Genomic DNA, 17,706 nt, shown 5'->3' on the forward strand with positions numbered 1-17,706 from the left:
AATTCCAGTTGCGGCTTCTTTAGTAGTTGTCTTTAGCGTCCGCGCGTAGCGCGGCGGTTTGGACGGACGCGGTTCGGGTCTACGCCCTTGGGGATAGGCAGACGATTCGCGGTCAACGTGCTCAAGCGCTTGTCGATTGCGCTGACTTCCAGCTTCGTAATCGACTTTGGAAGCTTCTTCATTGCCTTGCCGACTTCAGCCAACGGAGTCTGGCCTTCTTCGGAACCAGCGTTGATGATGTGCACGGGAACGTTCGGCAGAACGCGGGCGATGCGCTTGCGCTCGGAAGAGGCAAGCTCACGAACCCGGCTCTTTGGTCCCTCAGTGACCAGGACGATGCCCGGGCGACCGATGCCGAGGAACACCAGATCCTGGTGGCGGTTGTAGGCAACTGGTTCCTGCTTCAGGATCCAGCCGCGACGCAGCACGCTCATGGCGGCGCCGGCAGCGCCAGGACGGCCCTCAAGCTGCGAGAACGCAGCTTTCTCTGCGCGGCGGGACATCACGAACATTGCAGCAAGGAGCGCCAGCGGGATTGCGATGATCAACATCGTGATCCAGTTTTTGATCAAGAAGCCGATGACCAAGCAGACAGCAATGACGGCCAAGGCTGCCAATGCCATCCACCACACGACCATCGGGTCATTGCGGCGAGTCATCTGGAAGACCTGGCCAATTTGCTTCAGGCGGCCCGGTTCTTTGTTCTTCTTCTCAGCTTTTGGTTTACGCGAAAACAAGCCACGCTTAGGCGCGGCTGCGTCGTTGTCGGAGTTTTTGGCCATAGTGCCTTAATTCTACGCGATGAAGTTGATAGTTCTAAGCCGAGCCGGATCGAACACGGCATTTTCAGCTGAATTGCCCATGGACGGGCAGTGGGAAAGCCCCGGAACCCTCGATGGATTCCATCAGGAGTTCCGGGGCCTTAGCCGTGGGGTCCACTGGACCGAGCTACTGGATCAGCGAAGCTGCTTCCTGGCGCGTGTTGCCCGAGGACTCGATATGTGCCAATGCCTCTGGGATTTCGCGGCCCTTCTTGCGCATGGCGCCGGCCCACAGGCGGCCAGCGCGGTAGGAAGAACGGACCAGCGGCCCAGCCATGACTCCGGCAAAGCCGAGTTCTTCGGCTTCTTGCTGAAGCTCCAGGAACTCCTGCGGGGTGACCCAGCGGTCGACTGGCAGATGCAGGTCGGTTGGGCGCAGGTACTGGGTCAAAGTCAGCAGATCGCAGCCTGCCTCATGGAGATCACGCATGGCCTCGGAAATTTCTTCTCGAGTTTCGCCCATACCCAGAATCAGGTTGGACTTGGTGATCAAGCCACGCTTGCGGCCATGGGTGATCACATCCATGGAACGCTCGTAACGGAAAGCCGGGCGGATGCGCTTGAACAGGCGAGGCACAGTCTCTACGTTGTGGGCGTAGACTTCTGGCTCCGAATCGCAGATGGTATCCAGGTTCTCCGGCTTGCCGCTGAAATCGGGGATCAGCAGCTCTACGCCGGTGCTTGGATTCATCTTGTGGATCTGCCGCACAGTCTCGGCATACAGCCAGGTGCCCTCGTCTTCGAGGTCATCACGGGCGACGCCGGTTACGGTGGCGTAGCGCAGATCCATCTTCTTCACGCTCATGGCGACCTTGAATGGCTCTGAGCGGTCAATTGCCAAGGGCTTGCCGGTGGCGATCTGGCAGAAGTCGCAACGGCGGGTGCACTCTGAACCGCCGATCAGGAAGGAAGCCTCGCGGTCTTCCCAGCACTCGAAGATGTTCGGGCAGCCTGCTTCTTCGCAGACCGTATGCAAGCCTTCGCTCTGTACGAGATTTTTCAGGCCAACGTATTCAGGGCCAATGCTCAACTTGGCCTTGATCCATTCTGGCTTACGCTCCACAGGTACGGCAGCGTTGCGCTTTTCTACGCGCAGCATACGGCGGCCTTCTGGTTCGACGCTCATTAAACAGCTCTTTCTTTGGTGAGGGCGTGACTGTCTAGACGACTTGAGGGGTGAGCAGACGCTCTATTTCGGTTTGTACGCGGTCAACGACGTCTTCGGGGGTGACGGTACGGCCGAGTTCTTCGGAAATGGTGGTGACACCTGCATCGGAGATGCCGCAGGGGATGATCTGTTCGTAGGCGGAAAGCGCGTTCGAGCAGTTCAATGCGAAACCGTGCATGGTGACACCGTGGTTGATGCGGATTCCAATGGCTGCGATTTTGCGGTCCTGAGCGCCATCTTTGCCCGGTACCCAGACCCCGGAGCGGCCCTTGATCTGGGCCGTCGGAATGCCTAGCTCGCTGACCACGTTAATCAGGGCTTCTTCCAAGGTCTCCACGTAAAGTCGGATTGCGCTGATCTTGCGTAGCTTGACGATGGGGTAGCCAATGAGCTGTCCCGGGCCATGCCAGGTCAACTTTCCACCGCGATCCACATCCACCACGGGGGTCCCGTCCATCGGGAGATCTTCAGGTTCAGTTCGCTTGCCTGCGGTGTAAACCGCTTCGTGCTCCAGGAACAGGACTTTTGGGGTTTGCGTGTCCGCGGCTACCGCATCATGCAGTTGGATTTGGTAATCCCAAGCTTCCATGTAGGGCACAAATTTTGAGCCTAGTCCGACTCGTTCGAATTCGATCGCCATGACGGCTAGCCTACGCTCTTGAACGATCGGTCGCTAATTCAGAGCCGTCGAACCCATCTGTGGATATCCAGCTTGCAATTTACGATTCTGGGTTACAACGGAGTCATGGATGATTCTACGAATGTTCTAGCGTGGCCGACAAGCCCCGGGCATGTCACGGTAAGGCCGCTAAGTTCCAAGTCACCGTGTAAAGTTTGGCTGATCCGGAGGGAAAGCGACCAGTTGTACCTCACGCTAAAACTTAGCCTGACTATGGAAAACATCATTTCGCTTCGCCAAGAGCAGGTAACGCAGTCAAGGAAATATGTCGTTGATTTCTACGGAACCCTGTCGACACAATTGGGCGAGGGGCTGGTTATGGAATATTGCCCCGGTGGCAGCGTGGCTGATCTTGTGGCAAGTCGAAGCGCCTTTGGCCTGGGGGAGTGCGTGACCGCGCTGGCACCCATCGCGCAGACACTTTCGGTGATGCATGCGCAGGGCCAACGCCATGGAGACTTATCGCCGGCCAATATATTGCTCACTGCCAAGGGAATGCCGAAGATCATTGACTTCCAGGAATCAGCTTCAGCACGGCAGGCGCTCACCGGCTCCGGTACGCCAGGATTCATGGCCCCTGAAATGCAGGCCGGGGTACGGGAAAGCCAAGTTGGAGAGCAGGACGTGTTTTCGCTGGGCGCCTGCTTGTGGTTTCTCCTATCCGGACGGATTCCCGAAGAGGAACTGATGCGTCCACCGGCAAGCGTGATGTTCCCCGGAATCCCTTCGATCATTCATGAACTCTTGATCGATTCGCTGAATCCAGATCCGCAAGCACGACCGACCGCAGATCAGTTTGCTCGAACGTTGTTCGCAAGCTGTCCGGCAGAGCCCATCAGCTGGGAAGGGCATGTAGCTCCAGAAGCTACTCATCTGATGGAGACCATCCATCCATCCGCGGAACAGAATGCTGCGCACAAGCGCTTCAAGCGCCAGGCCGATACCGCAAGCAGGCAGCGAAGCCCCAGCCGCGATGACTCCTGGCATAGCCATCGATTGCGCCGGACCCCCGGGGCCGTGAAATTGGCCGGTGCCGCAGCACTGGGCTCGTTGGTTATTATCGGGAGCCTCGTGGGCGTCAATCATTTCCGTGCGGCTGTGGCCACCGAAACGACTGCGGCTACGGCAGTACCGTCAGCAGAGCAAAGCTGCAGAATTGAAGACGGGGCGCACGTTCCAGCTTGTGCCTTGAATCGGGACACCGTGATCTCTGCATTCCTCGCGCTTTCAAGAGAGCGCGATGAAGCGATGGGGCAGCTGGCGGGGGAGAAGCTCAAGGGGCTCTACACTTCAGGAGCGGAGCAGCTGCAACGAGATCTCGAAACAATCGATCAGCTTCGGAAAATGGGTTTGGAATTTGCGGGATTGCGCACGAGACTCACGGACGTCACGGTATCGGCGCGTGGGCAGGGGGACTCTGTCATTCTTGCTGCCACTTCTACCCAAGAGGAATACCGCTACGTGGATGCCCGCGGAGCCACGGTTCACGCCGTCCAGGCCGCGCAGCCGCAACGCATCGAAGTGGAACTAGTGCTGGAAGACGAGCGCTGGAAAATTGGCAAGGTATTGCGCCGTTAAAAGCGAAACGGCGGGAGGTGCAACCACAGCTTGCTCCAAGCTGATGGTTGCGGCTCCCGCCGTCAATGCTAATGCTGATTAGTTCCAGAGTACCGCGATGGCGATGTTGATCAAGGCCATGCCACCCACGGCGTGAGCGATCCCCGTAGGAACTTCCTCGCCGTTCTTCATCTTCTTCCGGCCAAGGAACGCTGCCACCAAGATAATGATTGCAATCAGCGACTTGATTCCAATCTTCATGTGGTTTGGCGAACCGTCGCCAGCCTCGAGAATACCGACCATGGCCAGACCCGTTACGACCTGAACGATAGCGCCATACCACTGCCATACGGAGACGGTTGGAGTCTTGAAATTAGCAAGCCAGCCGCCGAAGATAGCTGCTGCACCCAAGATATGCACGAAAATCAGGATTGAAAGAAGAATAGTCATGATACTAGCCTAATCTATTTTCGACTGATCGTAGAAAACGCAGAATCGCCCCTGTCGAATCAACGACAGGGGCGATTATCCACCTAGGCTGCGAAAGCGAAAGCTGTATCTTTACAGTCCCAGTTCGCCTTCGAAAGCGCCGCCTTCAAGGCGAGCCTTGACGGTCTGCAGGAAGCGGCCTGCATCGGCACCGTCTACCAGACGGTGATCGTAGGTCAGGCACAGGTACATCATGTGGCGGATGGCAATCGAATCGTTGCCCTCTGCGTCGGTAACGACCATTGGACGCTTCACGATCGCACCGGTGCCCAGGATGGCTACCTGTGGCTGGTTGATGATCGGGGTGTCGAACAGTGCGCCAACCGAACCGATGTTGGTGATCGAGAAGGTGCCACCGGAGAGCTCATCCGGACCGATCTTGTTGCTGCGGGTGCGTGCAGCAACATCAGCGATACGCGAAGCCATGCCAGCCAGGTTCAGATCGCCAGCGTTCGATACAACAGGAACCAGCAGGCCCTTGTCGGTGTCGACTGCGAATGCCAAGTGCTCGGCATTGTGGTAGGTGATCTTCTGGGTCTCTTCGTTGTACTCGGCGTTCAACTTAGGGTGTGCCTTCAGGCCCTCGGCAACAGCCTTGGCGATGAATGGCAAGTAAGTGAGGTTCACGCCGTTGGTGGCCTTGAAGTTGGCCTTTGCCGAAGCACGCAGCTTCACGATGCGGGTCATATCGATCTCGTGGACCTGGGTCAGCTGAGTCGATACGTCCAGGGATTCGCGCATGCGGCGAGCGATGACCTGGCGGATACGTGGAGCCTTCTCCTCGGTGCCGCGCAGCGAGGAAACCTCGACTGCAGGAGCAGCTGGCTTCGCGGCGGCAGGGGCAGGGGCGGCAGCTGGTGCAGCGGCTGGTGCAGCAGCTTCCTGGGCGGCAACAGCGTCCAGGACATCCTGCTTGCGGATGCGACCGCCAACGCCGGTACCCTTCACCGAAGCAATGTCGATGCTGTGCTGGTTAGCCAAGCGGCGGACCAGTGGGGTGACGTAGCCGGACTCATTGGTTGCCTCAGCAGCCGGTGCCTCTTCCTTTGCAGGAGCGGGAGCAGCCGGAGCGGCAGGTGCTTCTTCCTTAGCGGGAGCCGGAGCGGCCGGAGCCTCTTCCTTTGCAGGAGCCGGAGCAGCAGCTGGTGCTTCTTCCTTGGCTGGGGCGGCAGCTGGAGCAGCGCCAGCTGCACCGATAACAGCCAGAACAGCGCCAACTTCAGCGGTCTCATCTTCTGGAACGCGAATTTCCAGCAGGGTACCTGCAACGGGGGAAGGAACTTCGGTGTCAACCTTGTCGGTGGAAACCTCAAGCAGTGGCTCGTCGACGGAGACTTCCTCGCCAACTTCCTTCAGCCAGCGGGTGACGGTACCTTCGGTAACCGACTCGCCCAGAGCTGGAAGGGTCACTTCGGTGCCTGAAGCAGCGCCGGCGGCTGGTGCAGCTGCTGGAGCTTCTTCGGCTGCAGGTGCTGCTGGTGCTTCTTCGGCTGCAGGTGCTGCTGGTGCTTCTTCAGCGGCTGGTTCGGCAGGTGCTTCTTCAGCGGCCGGAGCTGCTGGTGCAGCTTCGTCAGCGCCGGAGCCATCGCCAATGCGAACCAGTGGGGCGCCAACTTCAGCGTCCTCGTCTTCGGCTACGAAGATTTCCTCGATGATGCCGGCAACCGGCGAAGGAACTTCAGTGTCAACCTTGTCGGTGGAAACTTCCACCAACGGCTCGTCTACCTCTACACGGTCGCCGACCTGCTTCAGCCAGCGGGTTACCGTACCTTCGGTAACGCTTTCACCCAGTGCGGGTAGGTTTACGGTTTCAGACATCGTCCCGTATCTCCTTGTTTTATAAAGCTTGAAAAGTGGTGGGAGGCGTTGCCTCCGAGCCTAGTGCATACAGGCAGCGCGTTGAACTAACGCGCTGCCTGTATGACCAAAGCGTGATTAACCGTGCAGCGGGGCGCCGGCCAAAGCCATTGCGGCTTCGCCCAGGGACTCGTTCTGGGTTGGGTGTGCGTGGATCAGCTGCGATACGTCCTCTGGGTAAGCTTCCCAGTTCACGATCAGCTGGGCTTCACCGATCTGCTCGCCAATGCGGCCGCCGATGCCGTGAACGCCAACGATTGGGCCGTTCTTGACGCGAACCATCTTGATGATGCCGCTGGTGCCCAGGATCGAGGACTTGCCATTGCCAGCCAAGTTGTACTCGGTGGTTTCAATCTGGTCGGCACCGAACTTCTCCTTGGCCTTCGGCTCGGAGTAGCCCACGGAAGCGATCTCTGGCTCGCAGAAAGTCACCTTCGGGATGTTGATGTCCTCGACGATGGTTGGCTTCATGCCGTGGATTTCCTCGGCTACGAAGCGGCCATGCTGGTAACCGCGGTGTGCAAGCTGTACGCCTGGAACGATGTCGCCGATTGCGTAGATGTTGCCAACGCCGGTGTGCAGGCGCTCATCGGTGATCACGAAGCCGCGGTCAATGGTGATGCCCTGCTCTTCGAAGCCGAGGCCCTCGGTTACCGGACCGCGACCCACTGCAACCAGAACGATCTCTGCTTCCAGGACCTTGCCGTCAGCCAGGGAGACCTTGGCGCCGTTAGCATCCTGCTCGACCTTCTCGAAGAAGACGCCGGTGTTGAACTTGATGCCGCGCTTCTTGAAAGCGCGCTCCAGGTTCTTGATGATGGCTGGGTCCTCGTTCGGAACCAGCGAAGGCAGGCCCTCGACGATGGTGACGTCGACGCCGAAAGACTTCCATACGGAAGCGAACTCGACACCGATGACGCCGCCGCCGAGCACGATGGCGCTCTTTGGCAGGTCTTCCATGTTCAGTGCTTCGGTGCTGGTCAGTACGCGGCCGCCGATTTCCAGACCCATGGTCTTGGAGGTGGAGCCGGTAGCCAGGATGATGTACTTGCCCTTGTAGACGGTGCCATCAACGTCGATGGAATCCTGGGAGACCAGTCGGCCGTTACCGGTGATAACGTTGACCTTCTTCATCTTCAGCAAGCCCTGGAGACCCTTGTGCTTTCCAGCAACAATATCTTCCTTGTACTTGCGCACGCCAGCCAGGTCGATCGACTCCAGCGAGGAGTTGATGCCGAACTTGGCACCCTCGCGAGCGTTCTCGGCCAGCTCTGCTGCGTGCAGGTAAGCCTTGGTTGGGATGCAGCCGGTGTGCAGGCAGGTGCCGCCCAGCTTTTCCTTCTCGATCAATCCAACGGTGTAGCCCAGCTGGATGGCGCGCAATGCTGCCGAGTATCCAGCGGATCCGCCGCCGAGGATGAGGACATCAAATTCTTGCGTTGCTGCCGAATCGGCCACGTGAACGCTCCCTCGTATTCGCTTAGTGAGGCCGGCTTAGGCCGACCAGGGGATCGGGTGTGGACTTCCTGGAGCGTGACACATGCGGGCGCGCACCATTAATCCACGGTGATGTTTCAAAACTTACCTTAGTACCGTCCAATGGTTGCAGTCACCTTCGGGGCATTAAAAGTCAGGTATGTCTCTTATTTTTAAACTCATCCCGGCATCGTGCAGATAGTTCTGGCGATACCGGGATGAGTTCCAGGACACAGGAACTGCCATTAGTCCTGCGTTGCTGCGGCTAGTTTGCTGCAGCGAGCTGCTCTGCGTAGGCAACCAGGGTGCGTACCTGGGAGCCGGTGCCGTTCTTCGGAGTGTATCCCCAGGCGCTGCCTTCGTTGAACGCAGGACCAGCGAAGTCGATGTGGGCCCAAGGGATCTTCTTGCCATCCACTTCACCCACAAACTCTTCGAGGAACACGGCGGCAGTCATCATGCCGCCCATGCGCTCACCGATGTTCGCCAGATCGGCAACCTGCGACTCGATGGACGGGCGCAGCTCCTCCGGAAGCGGCATGGCCCAAGCCAATTCGCCCACCTTGTCCGAGACGGCAACCAAGTCGCTGGCGACCTGCTTGTCGCCCATGACACCTGCGGTGCGCAGGCCCAGGGCCAGCATCTGCGCGCCGGTCAGCGTAGCGATGTCGATCATGACATCCGGCTTCTCCAAGCTGGCAGCTGCCAGGCCATCGGCCATGACCAAGCGGCCTTCGGCGTCGGTATTGAGCACTTCAACGGTCTTGCCGCCGAACATGGTCAGCACATCGCCCGGACGGGTCGAGGCGCCGCCAGGCATGTTTTCTGCCAGGCACAGCCAGGCAGTGACCTTGACGTTCAGGCCAAGCTCGGCGACTGCGGCAACGGTCTGGAAGACCGCGGCGGCACCGGACATGTCGGACTTCATGGCGTGCATGCCGGCAGCAGGCTTCAGCGAGGTGCCACCGGTGTCGAAGGTAATGCCCTTGCCGATCAAGGCGATGTGCTTGGCGGCCTTCGACGGCGCGTATTCGATCTTGACCATGCGCGGCTGGCGAACCGAACCGCCGCCAACACCGATCAGGCCGCCGAAGCCGTCCTTGGCAAGGCGCTTCTCGTCGAAAATGGTGACCTTCAGCGGCAGGGGCTTGGAGTGGTCCTTCACTGCTGCGGCGAAGGACTCCGGGTACAGCACGTTGGCTGGGGCGTTGATCAGATCGCGGGTGCCGCGTACTGCGCGGCCCAGGATGGCAGCGCGCTTGAGTACTGCTGGCAGGTCCTTGGACGTCGCTACCGAGGTGACGATCTGGGCTTCGGCCAGTACCGGCTTCTCGCTCTTCTTCGAACGGTGGTTCTCGTAGCGGTAGCTGCCCAGCGCGATGCCTTCTGCGATGGCGGCCACGCGCTCCACGCTGTCAGCAGGCAGGGCGAAAATGGCGCTCTTGGCGTTGCTAAGCTGGCGGGCAGCCGAACCGGCGGCACGGCGCAGCTTCTCCTCGGTCAGATCAGCTAGCTCGTCAACGCCCAGGCCGATGAACTGCAAGGTCTTGGTCTTGGCACCGTCTACCCCTGGCAGCGCGGTGATTTCGTCGGCCTTCCCGGCAACGCCCAAAGCTGAAAGCGACTGCTCCAGGGAAGTGGTGGTTTCGGCGGTGAATGGGGATGCCGCGATGGACACCTTTTCGCCGTTCTTGAGTACACCCAGGATGAGGGTGTCAGCGCTCTTGCGCTTGATGTCGGCGCCAATGGCGCTTAAAGTGAGATCACTGGAGTTGATCACAAAATCATTCCTTCTATGCCTTTGTAGGGTCTAAGGTCGCGACAGCCCCTGTGGTTTTCCGGAACAGGTCATGCCGGCGGGCTGTGCGTCTCCTACCCCAAGGTTATCCGAGGTTCCGCGTCATCGTGCGTTACTTCACAGCGAGCGAAAGCCAAGTAGCGATAAGATGGACCATTGATCTGTACTTGAAGTGCAGTCCCAGCCGATGGTTGCCGCTCCCGCTTTGCCGGATGCCGACCCTGAATGAGGAGAAAATGTCCAAGGAATCGTTGATGACGCTGGTCGCAGACGACTTGGATGACTCGCGCCTTCAAGGTCTTGGCATGTTCGTCTCGCTGAAGAGCATCAGCGATGCCGGGCATAACCATTCGCAGGTCTCCAACGAGCTTTTCGGACGCCTCGACTCGGAGCTCTTCGCCACTTTCGACGCCGATGAGCTGATCGCCTACACCTCCCAGCGCCCGCGGGTCTCTTTCCTGGGTGACCACTTCGCTGGATACCAGGCTCCACGCATGGAGATCTACCTGATGACCGATGAGATGGACCGCAAGTTCTGGTTCCTCACCGGTGTAGAACCCGACTTGAAGTGGGAACGCGTGATCGCGGAACTGCATTCCTTCATTGAAGCCTTCAACGTATCGCTGGTTGTGGGGACCGCATCGTTGCCGATGCCGGTGCCGCATACCCGCCCGGTAGGCGTTACCGCACATGGAAACCGCAAGGATCTGATCGAGAACATCTCGACGTGGAGTCCTACGGTGGAATCGCCAGCAGGTCTGGCCTCGCTGCTCGAAATTCGCCTGAGCGAAGCTGGCCGTGATGTCGTGGGATACTCCCTGCACACCCCGCACTACCTCGCCGAATCCGAGTACCCGGCCGTTGCCGTTGCGACGCTGGAATACGTAGGAGCGGCACTGAAGCTGGCTTTGCCAACGGACAAGCTGCGTGAGGCAGGTCGACTGGTCGACCAGCAGCTAGCCGAACAGCTTGAAACCAATAGCGATGTTCGCCAAATGGTCGACGGATTCGAAGAACGGTTCGATGCGCATGCCAAAGAGCATGAACCGCGCTCGCTGTTGCTGGATGAAGACGAGCAGATGGCGGATGCCGAGGAATTGGGCGCCAGCGCCGAGCATTTCCTTGCGGCCATTGAGAACACTGAAGATTGGTTGAAAAACGGTCACATCGAACCGTTGCCAGGTGATCACGACCAGTGAGCCAGGCCCATCTGAATTCACCAAAGTCGTGGGTTGTCTTCGGCTTCGCAATTCTTGCCTACATTTCTGCAATTTCGCAGCGCACCAGCTTCGGCGTCGCTGGCATCCAAGCCACCGAACGATTTGATGCCAGCGCGCAGATTTTGGCGACCTTCTCCGTCGTGCAGCTGGTTGTCTATGCCGGCGCGCAGGTGCCCGTAGGGCTGCTGCTGGATAAATTCGGTCCGCGCATCCTGATTACCTGCGGCGCCCTGCTGATGGCCGCAGGTCAAGCGTTCCTTGCGATTTCAGTCAACGTCCCCATGGGGTTGGCCGGGCGCGTCATGGTTGGCATGGGCGATGCGATGGTCTTCGTATCGGTGCTCAAGCTGTTGCCCCTATGGTTCTCCGGCTCGCGAATCCCGGTGCTGACCCAGCTCACCGGTACCTTCGGCCAGCTCGGCCAGCTCATCAGCCTCTTTCCTTTCCATATGATCTTGCTGGGCGTCGGCTGGTCCGCGGCGTTCTCGGTCATGTCCGGTTTCGCTTTTGCCACCTTCATCACCACGATCGCATTCGTGCGCAATGGCAGGACCTGGGAAGGGTCCGGCCAGGGGGAGCAGGAGACCGGCTCGCGGATTGCCCGGGCCTGGAAACAGCCAGGAACCCGTTTGGGGTTCTGGACCCACTTCTCCACGGCATTCATGATCAACACCTTCATGATGACCTGGGGCTATCCTTTCCTTGTCGAAGGCCAGGGCATAGACGGTGCGCTGGCATCGGGCTTGATGGCGGTGTTCGTTGTCGTTTCTATCGTGGTGGGACCGATCCTCGGCGCCCTGACCTCGCGCCATGCCAGCCAGCGTTCCAACTTTGCCCTGGGCATTGTCGGCTCAATCCTGGTGATGTGGGCAGTCGTCCTACTCTGGCCAGGGCAGGCCCCGCTATGGATTCTGGTGCTATTGATGATCGCCATTGCCGCCGGTGGCCCGGCCTCCGTAATCGGCTTCGACTTCGCCCGAACGTTCAACCCGCCGCAGGTGCTGGGAACGGCCACCGGCCTGGTGAACACCGGCGGGTTCATAGGTGCCTTTGTCACGATCTACGTCATCGGATTCATCATGGACATGCTGTATAAGGCCAACGGCTCGGTGGGCGAGCTCTACAATCTTCAGGCCTTCCGCGTGGCCCTGTCAGTCCAGTTCGCCATGGCATTGCTCGGTATGGTGTTCATGGTCGTTGAACGCCGCAAGGCACGCCGCTTCCTCGCCGAGCAGTAAGCCCGCACCGGGGCGATCCGAAAGGTTCTCCACAGCTCGCAGCCTCTGACCTCATGCGCCAAGCGCAGCGTTGCACCGTGGAGCCATGACAACTACACCGGAACGCCACCCTCTCTCGCTGTCCAGTTGCGAGGACATCTTGGCGTATGTGCCCCATGCCCTAGGTTTCTATCCTCAGAATTCGGCCGTGCTGATGCTGATAGACGAGGACCATCTGGAAGCGACCTTGCGAGTTGATCTGCCCGAGGAAAACACGGCTGCAGAGCGCGGGACGTGGACCGCGCAGCTGCTGAGCCTGCTAGAACGAATGCCCCATATCCAAGGGGTGGTTCTGGTGGTCTATGCGCCCGAAGGAACGTCGGCCGGCTCCGGTATTCCCTACGCGGATCTGGTCGCGCAGCTAGAGCAGGGGCTGACAAGCAAAAAGGTCTTGCTGCGTCACAGCTGGTGCCGGCAGGATCGTGTGGTCTGGAACTACGCGACCGATGATTACGCAGAGCCGACGCCCGTGCGCCCGGTGGAAACGAACGAAACGCATTTGTCGTTGGTCTTCGCCGGGTCGGCTCCGTTGGATATTCCATGGGACGGTAGCGGAATCCCGCAATGGCCGCAGGCTGCTGAGATCCTGAAGATCATCTCGAATCAGCAGCACAACGTCGTCAACTGCTTGGAAGCGTGGCTGCAGACCATGGACCTAGCTGAGCCAGAAGCCCGGGCCTGGATTCACGATGAGTATGAGCATGCCGCATTGCTACTGGGTTCCTTGGAAGTGAAAATCGTGCGTGACCTTCTTCCGTACCTGGCTGGTCAAGGACTTGAAGCATCACTGGATGTGTTGTTCGGCGTGATGCGCGGGGATCGCGAAGCTGCCGCCGCGCCGTTGACCAACTATTTGCTGGGACGTGGTTGGCATGCTCCGGACTGGCAGAGGATTGACCGGTTGTGGCTGGTCGCCAGAGACCTGCTCGGCGTTGCTGAAGGCAACGCGCGGCAGGCCCTGCTGTGCATTCTTGCGTGGATCGAGTGGGCGCGAGGCAGGGGATCCATGGCGTTGTGCCTGTTGGGGCGAGCGGTCGAGGAAAACCCGAATTACGAGCTGGCCAGGCTGCTGCAAAAGCTGATGTCCCATGGAATCATGCCAGAATGGGCGACCGACCAATTGCGGGCATGGCGTGCTAGTTTCAGCTGAGCAGCAACAGCCGGAGTGTCTCAAGTGGTGTCCTGGTGGCAATTCATGGATAATGGGACAACAGACCCGGTTAGGTTCGAATTGCCTATGTCTTGAAATCTCCGGATTTCGGGAACATTAGGCGGGCTTGATGCGTTGATATCAATGTGCCAGCCCTCGGTGTTTAGTCAATGATTAAACGCCATCGGACTTGACAGGGTCATAGTGGTGTTACCGGCAGGTGCATCCGGAACGCATCGTTAGAAAGGTTATTCGTGTCATCTTCTGAGACGAACGCTAATCGCAAAGCAACTGAGGCCGAGGTTGAAGCGGCCGAGGTCGAGGCAGCCGCCCCTGCAGCGAAGAAGCGCGCTACCAAGGCCAAGCCTCGGACTAAAAAGGTCGCTGCTGAAACTGCAGCGCAAGACGAATCAACCGGAGCGTCGGCTGACGCCGATGACGATGTTGAGCAAGGCACCGATTCGAAGGACTCGAAGTCTGAGGATGATTCGAAGGGCTTCACACTTTCAACCGGTGACGATGATGCTCCACAGCAGCAGGTCATGGTCGCTGGAGCGACCGCTGACCCAGTCAAGGATTACCTGAAGCAGATCGGCAAGGTCGCGCTGCTGAACGCTGAGCAGGAAGTTGACTTGGCTCTGCGCATCGAAGCGGGCCTGTTCGCAACTGACAAGTTGGAAAAGGACGACGGCTCGATGGACCAGCGCTTGCGCTGGGACTATGAGCAGATCATCCACGACGGCAAGATCGCCAAGAACCACTTGCTGGAAGCCAACCTTCGCCTCGTAGTTTCGCTGGCCAAGCGCTACACCGGCCGCGGCATGCTGTTCCTGGACCTGATCCAGGAAGGCAACCTTGGCCTGATCCGTGCAGTGGAGAAATTCGACTACACCAAGGGCTTCAAGTTCTCGACCTACGCCACCTGGTGGATCCGCCAGGCAATTACCCGTGCCATGGCTGACCAGGCACGTACCATTCGTATTCCAGTGCACATGGTTGAAGTCATCAACAAGCTGGCACGTGTCCAGCGCCAGATGCTCCAGGACCTGGGCCGCGAACCAACCCCAGAAGAGCTGGCCAAGGAATTGGACATGACCCCTGAAAAGGTTGTCGAAGTCCAGAAGTATGGTCGCGAACCAATTTCCTTGCACACCCCATTGGGTGAAGACGGCGACTCCGAATTCGGTGACCTCATTGAAGACTCGGAAGCAGTAGTCCCAGCCGATGCAGTTTCGTTCACCTTGTTGCAGGAGCAGCTCCACTCGGTGCTCGACACGCTCTCAGAGCGTGAAGCAGGTGTGGTGGCCATGCGCTTCGGCCTGACCGATGGCCAGCCTAAGACCTTGGATGAAATCGGCAAGGTCTACGGTGTGACTCGTGAACGCATTCGCCAGATCGAGTCCAAGACGATGTCCAAGCTTCGTCACCCATCGCGTTCCCAGGTACTGCGCGATTACCTAGACTAAGAATCTGAGGATGTGGCCAGTAGTTCATTCATTGAACTGCTGGCCACATTTTTATTTGCCGTTAATGCAAGAAGAAGATGACCCAGAATTGGGTCACCTTCTCGAATTAGTGGCTGGCCACGAGTTTAGTCGTTGGCGTCCACCTTGGGCTTTTCATAGAGTCGCGAGGACTCATCCTGCCAGACCGAAGTCTGCGGACGCAGTTTCGGTTCTACATCGCGGGCATGGTGAGCGCAGAAGAGCAACTCACCGCCTGTCGAAGCCAGCACGGCTCGCACGTAGGCCTGTGCGCCGCAGCGGTCGCACCGGTCGAGGGCGTTCAGTTCACGACTAGCGGTCGTAGTAGTCATTGCCAGCCTCCTAAAGTTGATGGTTACTCTATACAACCAGCTTGGGCTCCGACTTTATCCCGATTTGCCTGTTCTTTCGCTCACCGCGTAGCGCATGTGGATAAGGTCATAGGAGACCGGCGTGCTGGGCAGCACCGGAAAATAGCGGGTATTCGAACACATTAACGATTAGAATATGGAATAAGACGTACTTTCTCATGCAAGTAGGAGACAACAGCTCAGTGGCTTCATCCGACAATTACAGCGCCCGGCACCTTTCGGTCTTGGAAGGCCTGGAAGCGGTTCGTAAGCGCCCAGGCATGTACATCGGCTCCACCGACTCCCGTGGCTTGATGCATTGCCTCTGGGAGATCATCGATAACTCAGTTGACGAAGCGCTGGGCGGTTTCGGCCAGGCAATTGACGTCATCTTGCACTCTGACGGCTCCGTTGAAGTCCAGGATGACGGCCGCGGCATTCCTGTCGATGTTGAACCCAAGACAGGCTTGAGCGGTTTGGAAGTTGTCTTCACCAAGCTGCACGCCGGCGGCAAGTTCGGTGGTGGCTCCTACAGTGCTTCGGGCGGTCTGCACGGCGTGGGCGCCTCGGTCGTCAACGCCTTGTCGGCCCGTTTGGACGTCGAAGTTGACCGCGGTGGCAAGACCTACGGCCTGCAGTTCCGTCGTGGAGAGCCAGGCAAATTTACCGATAAGGGCCGCAAGAAAGCGGACGCTTCTTTCAAGGCTCATGAGACGGCGACGGCTCCGGGCGTTATCGGCAAAGCCAAGCGGGGCGTGACTGGAACGCGCATTCGCTATTGGGCGGATAACCATATCTTCACCCCGGATGCGAAGTTCTCCTATAAGGATTTGCAGGATCGAGCGCGCCAGACCTCCTTCTTGGTTCCTGGGTTGCGCATCACCCTGCGCGATGAACGTGGATTACCGGATACCCCGGGTGCGGACGGGCCTCATGAGGAAGTGTTCCAGCATGATGGCGGCATCAGCGAGTTCGTCGAATATCTGAGCAGCGACTCGCCGGTCACGGACATCTGGCGTTTCCATGGCAGCGGATCGTTCCATGAAAAGGTTCCGGTCATCGATGGCAGTGGTCGCAGCCATATTGAAGATGTGCAGCGTGTCTGCGAAGTTGACGTCGCGGTGCGTTGGGGAATCGGCTACGAAACCTCGCTGCGCAGCTTCGTGAATATCATTGCGACCCCCAAGGGCGGTACGCATACTGCCGGCTTCGAACAGGCCATGCTCAAGTCCTTCCGCAAGAACGTGGAGGCCAATGCGCGGAAGCTCAAGTTCGGCCAGAAGGACAAGCTGGAGAAGGACGACGTGCTGGCGGGCATGACTGCCGTGCTGACCGTCCGACTGGCAGAGCCGCAGTTCGAAGGGCAGACTAAGGAAATTTTGGGTACACCGCAGGTGCGCCAGATTGTTTCCAAGGTGCTGGAGAAGGCACTCAACGACCGACTGGGATCCAACAAGCGCAACGAGAAGGCTGAAGCGTCCACGCTGCTGGAGAAGGTCGTCAACGAGATGAAATCTCGCGTGTCGGCACGTATGCACAAAGAAACCCAGCGTCGCAAGACCGCTTTGGAGTCTTCTTCGCTGCCAACCAAACTGCTCGATTGCCGCAGCAAGGAAGTTGGAAAGTCTGAACTGTTCATCGTCGAGGGCGACAGCGCATTGGGCACTGCCCGTCTCGCGCGCTCCAGCGAGTACCAGGCGCTGCTGCCAATTCGAGGCAAGATCCTCAACGTGCAAAAAGCCTCGATTTCGGACATGCTCTCGAACGCGGAGTGCGCAGCGATGATCCAGGTGATTGGGGCCGGTTCGGGGCGCAGCTTCGACATTGAGCAAGCCCGATACGGCAAGATCATCTTGATGACTGATGCTGATGTTGACGGTGCGCACATTCGGACATTGCTGTTGACGTTGTTCTATCGCTACATGCGGCCCATGATCGAGCACGGTCGCGTCTATGCAGCGGTTCCGCCGCTGCACCGCATTGAGGTGATCAATCCGGGGTCGAAGCAGAATGAGGTTATCTACACCTACTCTGAGGCGGAAATGACCAAGCTGCTGGCCAACTTGGAGAAGGAAGGCCGACGCTACAAGGAGCCGATCCAGCGCTATAAGGGCCTAGGCGAAATGGACGCGGACCAGCTGGCTGAAACCACCATGGACCTGCGTCATCGTATGCTGCGCCGTGTCGGCATCGAGCATGCGCAGGCAGCCGAGGAGGTCTTTGATCTGCTGATGGGCTCCGACGTAGCGCCTCGCAAGAAGTTCATTATCGACGGCGCCGACGATCTTGAACGAGATCGTATCGACGTCTAGAGCAATGCAAACGGCGAAGTCCCTGGCCCTAACGGGGTCCAGGGACTTCGCTGTTTGCGCCAAGAGAG

At 58.7% G+C, this 17,706-nt stretch carries 14 protein-coding genes; 6 read left to right on the forward strand and 8 right to left on the reverse strand.

Features of this window, described 5'->3' with window-relative positions:
* Positions 1-32: 32 nt before the first annotated feature.
* From ACIQTS_RS02025 to lipB, 3 genes are all read right to left on the reverse strand, one after another.
* On the reverse strand, positions 33-782 hold the full coding sequence (locus ACIQTS_RS02025; RefSeq protein ID WP_105656779.1) for a DUF4191 domain-containing protein: 750 nt from the start codon (positions 780-782) through the stop codon (positions 33-35).
* 166 nt (positions 783-948) lie between these two features.
* On the reverse strand, positions 949-1,947 hold the full coding sequence (gene lipA / locus ACIQTS_RS02030) for a lipoyl synthase (RefSeq protein ID WP_402470843.1): 999 nt from the start codon (positions 1,945-1,947) through the stop codon (positions 949-951).
* Between the two features lie 34 nt (positions 1,948-1,981).
* Entirely contained in the window at positions 1,982-2,656 is a 675-nt protein-coding gene (gene lipB, locus ACIQTS_RS02035) for a lipoyl(octanoyl) transferase LipB (RefSeq protein ID WP_286134117.1), read from the reverse strand.
* 45 nt (positions 2,657-2,701) lie between these two features.
* Here lipB and ACIQTS_RS02040 point away from each other — a divergent pair, with 45 nt between their 5' ends.
* Complete coding sequence (locus ACIQTS_RS02040; protein ID WP_402470844.1) at positions 2,702-4,246, forward strand: serine/threonine-protein kinase; 1,545 nt, start codon at positions 2,702-2,704, stop codon at positions 4,244-4,246.
* 78 nt (positions 4,247-4,324) lie between these two features.
* Here ACIQTS_RS02040 and ACIQTS_RS02045 read toward each other — a convergent pair whose 3' ends face one another.
* From ACIQTS_RS02045 to ACIQTS_RS02060, 4 genes are all read right to left on the reverse strand, one after another.
* Positions 4,325-4,675, reverse strand: a complete 351-nt coding sequence (locus tag ACIQTS_RS02045; RefSeq protein ID WP_105656775.1) for a hypothetical protein — start codon at positions 4,673-4,675, stop codon at positions 4,325-4,327.
* 111 nt (positions 4,676-4,786) lie between these two features.
* A complete protein-coding gene (gene sucB, locus ACIQTS_RS02050) occupies positions 4,787-6,532 on the reverse strand; it encodes a 2-oxoglutarate dehydrogenase, E2 component, dihydrolipoamide succinyltransferase (protein ID WP_402470847.1) in 1,746 nt (581 codons plus the stop codon).
* Positions 6,533-6,649: 117 nt separating this feature from the next.
* Complete coding sequence (gene lpdA / locus ACIQTS_RS02055; RefSeq protein WP_105656773.1) at positions 6,650-8,029, reverse strand: dihydrolipoyl dehydrogenase; 1,380 nt, start codon at positions 8,027-8,029, stop codon at positions 6,650-6,652.
* A gap of 283 nt (positions 8,030-8,312) precedes the next feature.
* Positions 8,313-9,827, reverse strand: coding sequence for a leucyl aminopeptidase (locus ACIQTS_RS02060; protein WP_402470849.1), 1,515 nt, complete (start codon positions 9,825-9,827; stop codon positions 8,313-8,315).
* A 254-nt stretch (positions 9,828-10,081) separates the two neighbouring features.
* On the opposite strand from ACIQTS_RS02060, the gene ACIQTS_RS02065 reads away from it, so the two are divergent.
* The 4 genes from ACIQTS_RS02065 (at position 10,082) to ACIQTS_RS02080 (ending at position 14,958) form a co-directional block, all read left to right on the forward strand.
* The gene (locus tag ACIQTS_RS02065; protein WP_332485992.1) at positions 10,082-11,044 is read left to right on the forward strand and encodes a PAC2 family protein; all 963 of its coding nucleotides are present in this window, start codon (positions 10,082-10,084) and stop codon (positions 11,042-11,044) included.
* The gene (locus ACIQTS_RS02070; protein ID WP_332594676.1) at positions 11,041-12,303 is read left to right on the forward strand and encodes an MFS transporter; all 1,263 of its coding nucleotides are present in this window, start codon (positions 11,041-11,043) and stop codon (positions 12,301-12,303) included. The genes ACIQTS_RS02065 and ACIQTS_RS02070 overlap by 4 nt, the downstream gene beginning before the upstream one ends.
* Positions 12,304-12,388: 85 nt before the next feature.
* Entirely contained in the window at positions 12,389-13,492 is a 1,104-nt protein-coding gene (locus ACIQTS_RS02075; protein ID WP_402470852.1) for a DUF4192 family protein, read from the forward strand.
* Between the two features lie 254 nt (positions 13,493-13,746).
* Positions 13,747-14,958 carry an RNA polymerase sigma factor gene (locus ACIQTS_RS02080; protein WP_400288249.1) on the forward strand — a complete coding sequence of 404 codons (1,212 nt, stop codon included), beginning with the start codon at positions 13,747-13,749 and terminating at the stop codon, positions 14,956-14,958.
* A 125-nt stretch (positions 14,959-15,083) separates the two neighbouring features.
* Here ACIQTS_RS02080 and ACIQTS_RS02085 read toward each other — a convergent pair whose 3' ends face one another.
* Positions 15,084-15,308, reverse strand: a complete 225-nt coding sequence (locus ACIQTS_RS02085) for a hypothetical protein (RefSeq protein ID WP_105656767.1) — start codon at positions 15,306-15,308, stop codon at positions 15,084-15,086.
* A gap of 221 nt (positions 15,309-15,529) precedes the next feature.
* On the opposite strand from ACIQTS_RS02085, the gene ACIQTS_RS02090 reads away from it, so the two are divergent.
* Positions 15,530-17,638 (forward strand): type IIA DNA topoisomerase subunit B, encoded by a 2,109-nt coding sequence (locus ACIQTS_RS02090; RefSeq protein ID WP_400288247.1) that lies wholly within the window; start codon positions 15,530-15,532, stop codon positions 17,636-17,638.
* Positions 17,639-17,706 lie beyond the last annotated feature (68 nt).

It is taken from the genome of Glutamicibacter sp. NPDC090743 (assembly GCF_044769125.1).
In the GTDB taxonomy this organism is placed as follows: Bacteria; Actinomycetota; Actinomycetes; order Actinomycetales; family Micrococcaceae; genus Glutamicibacter.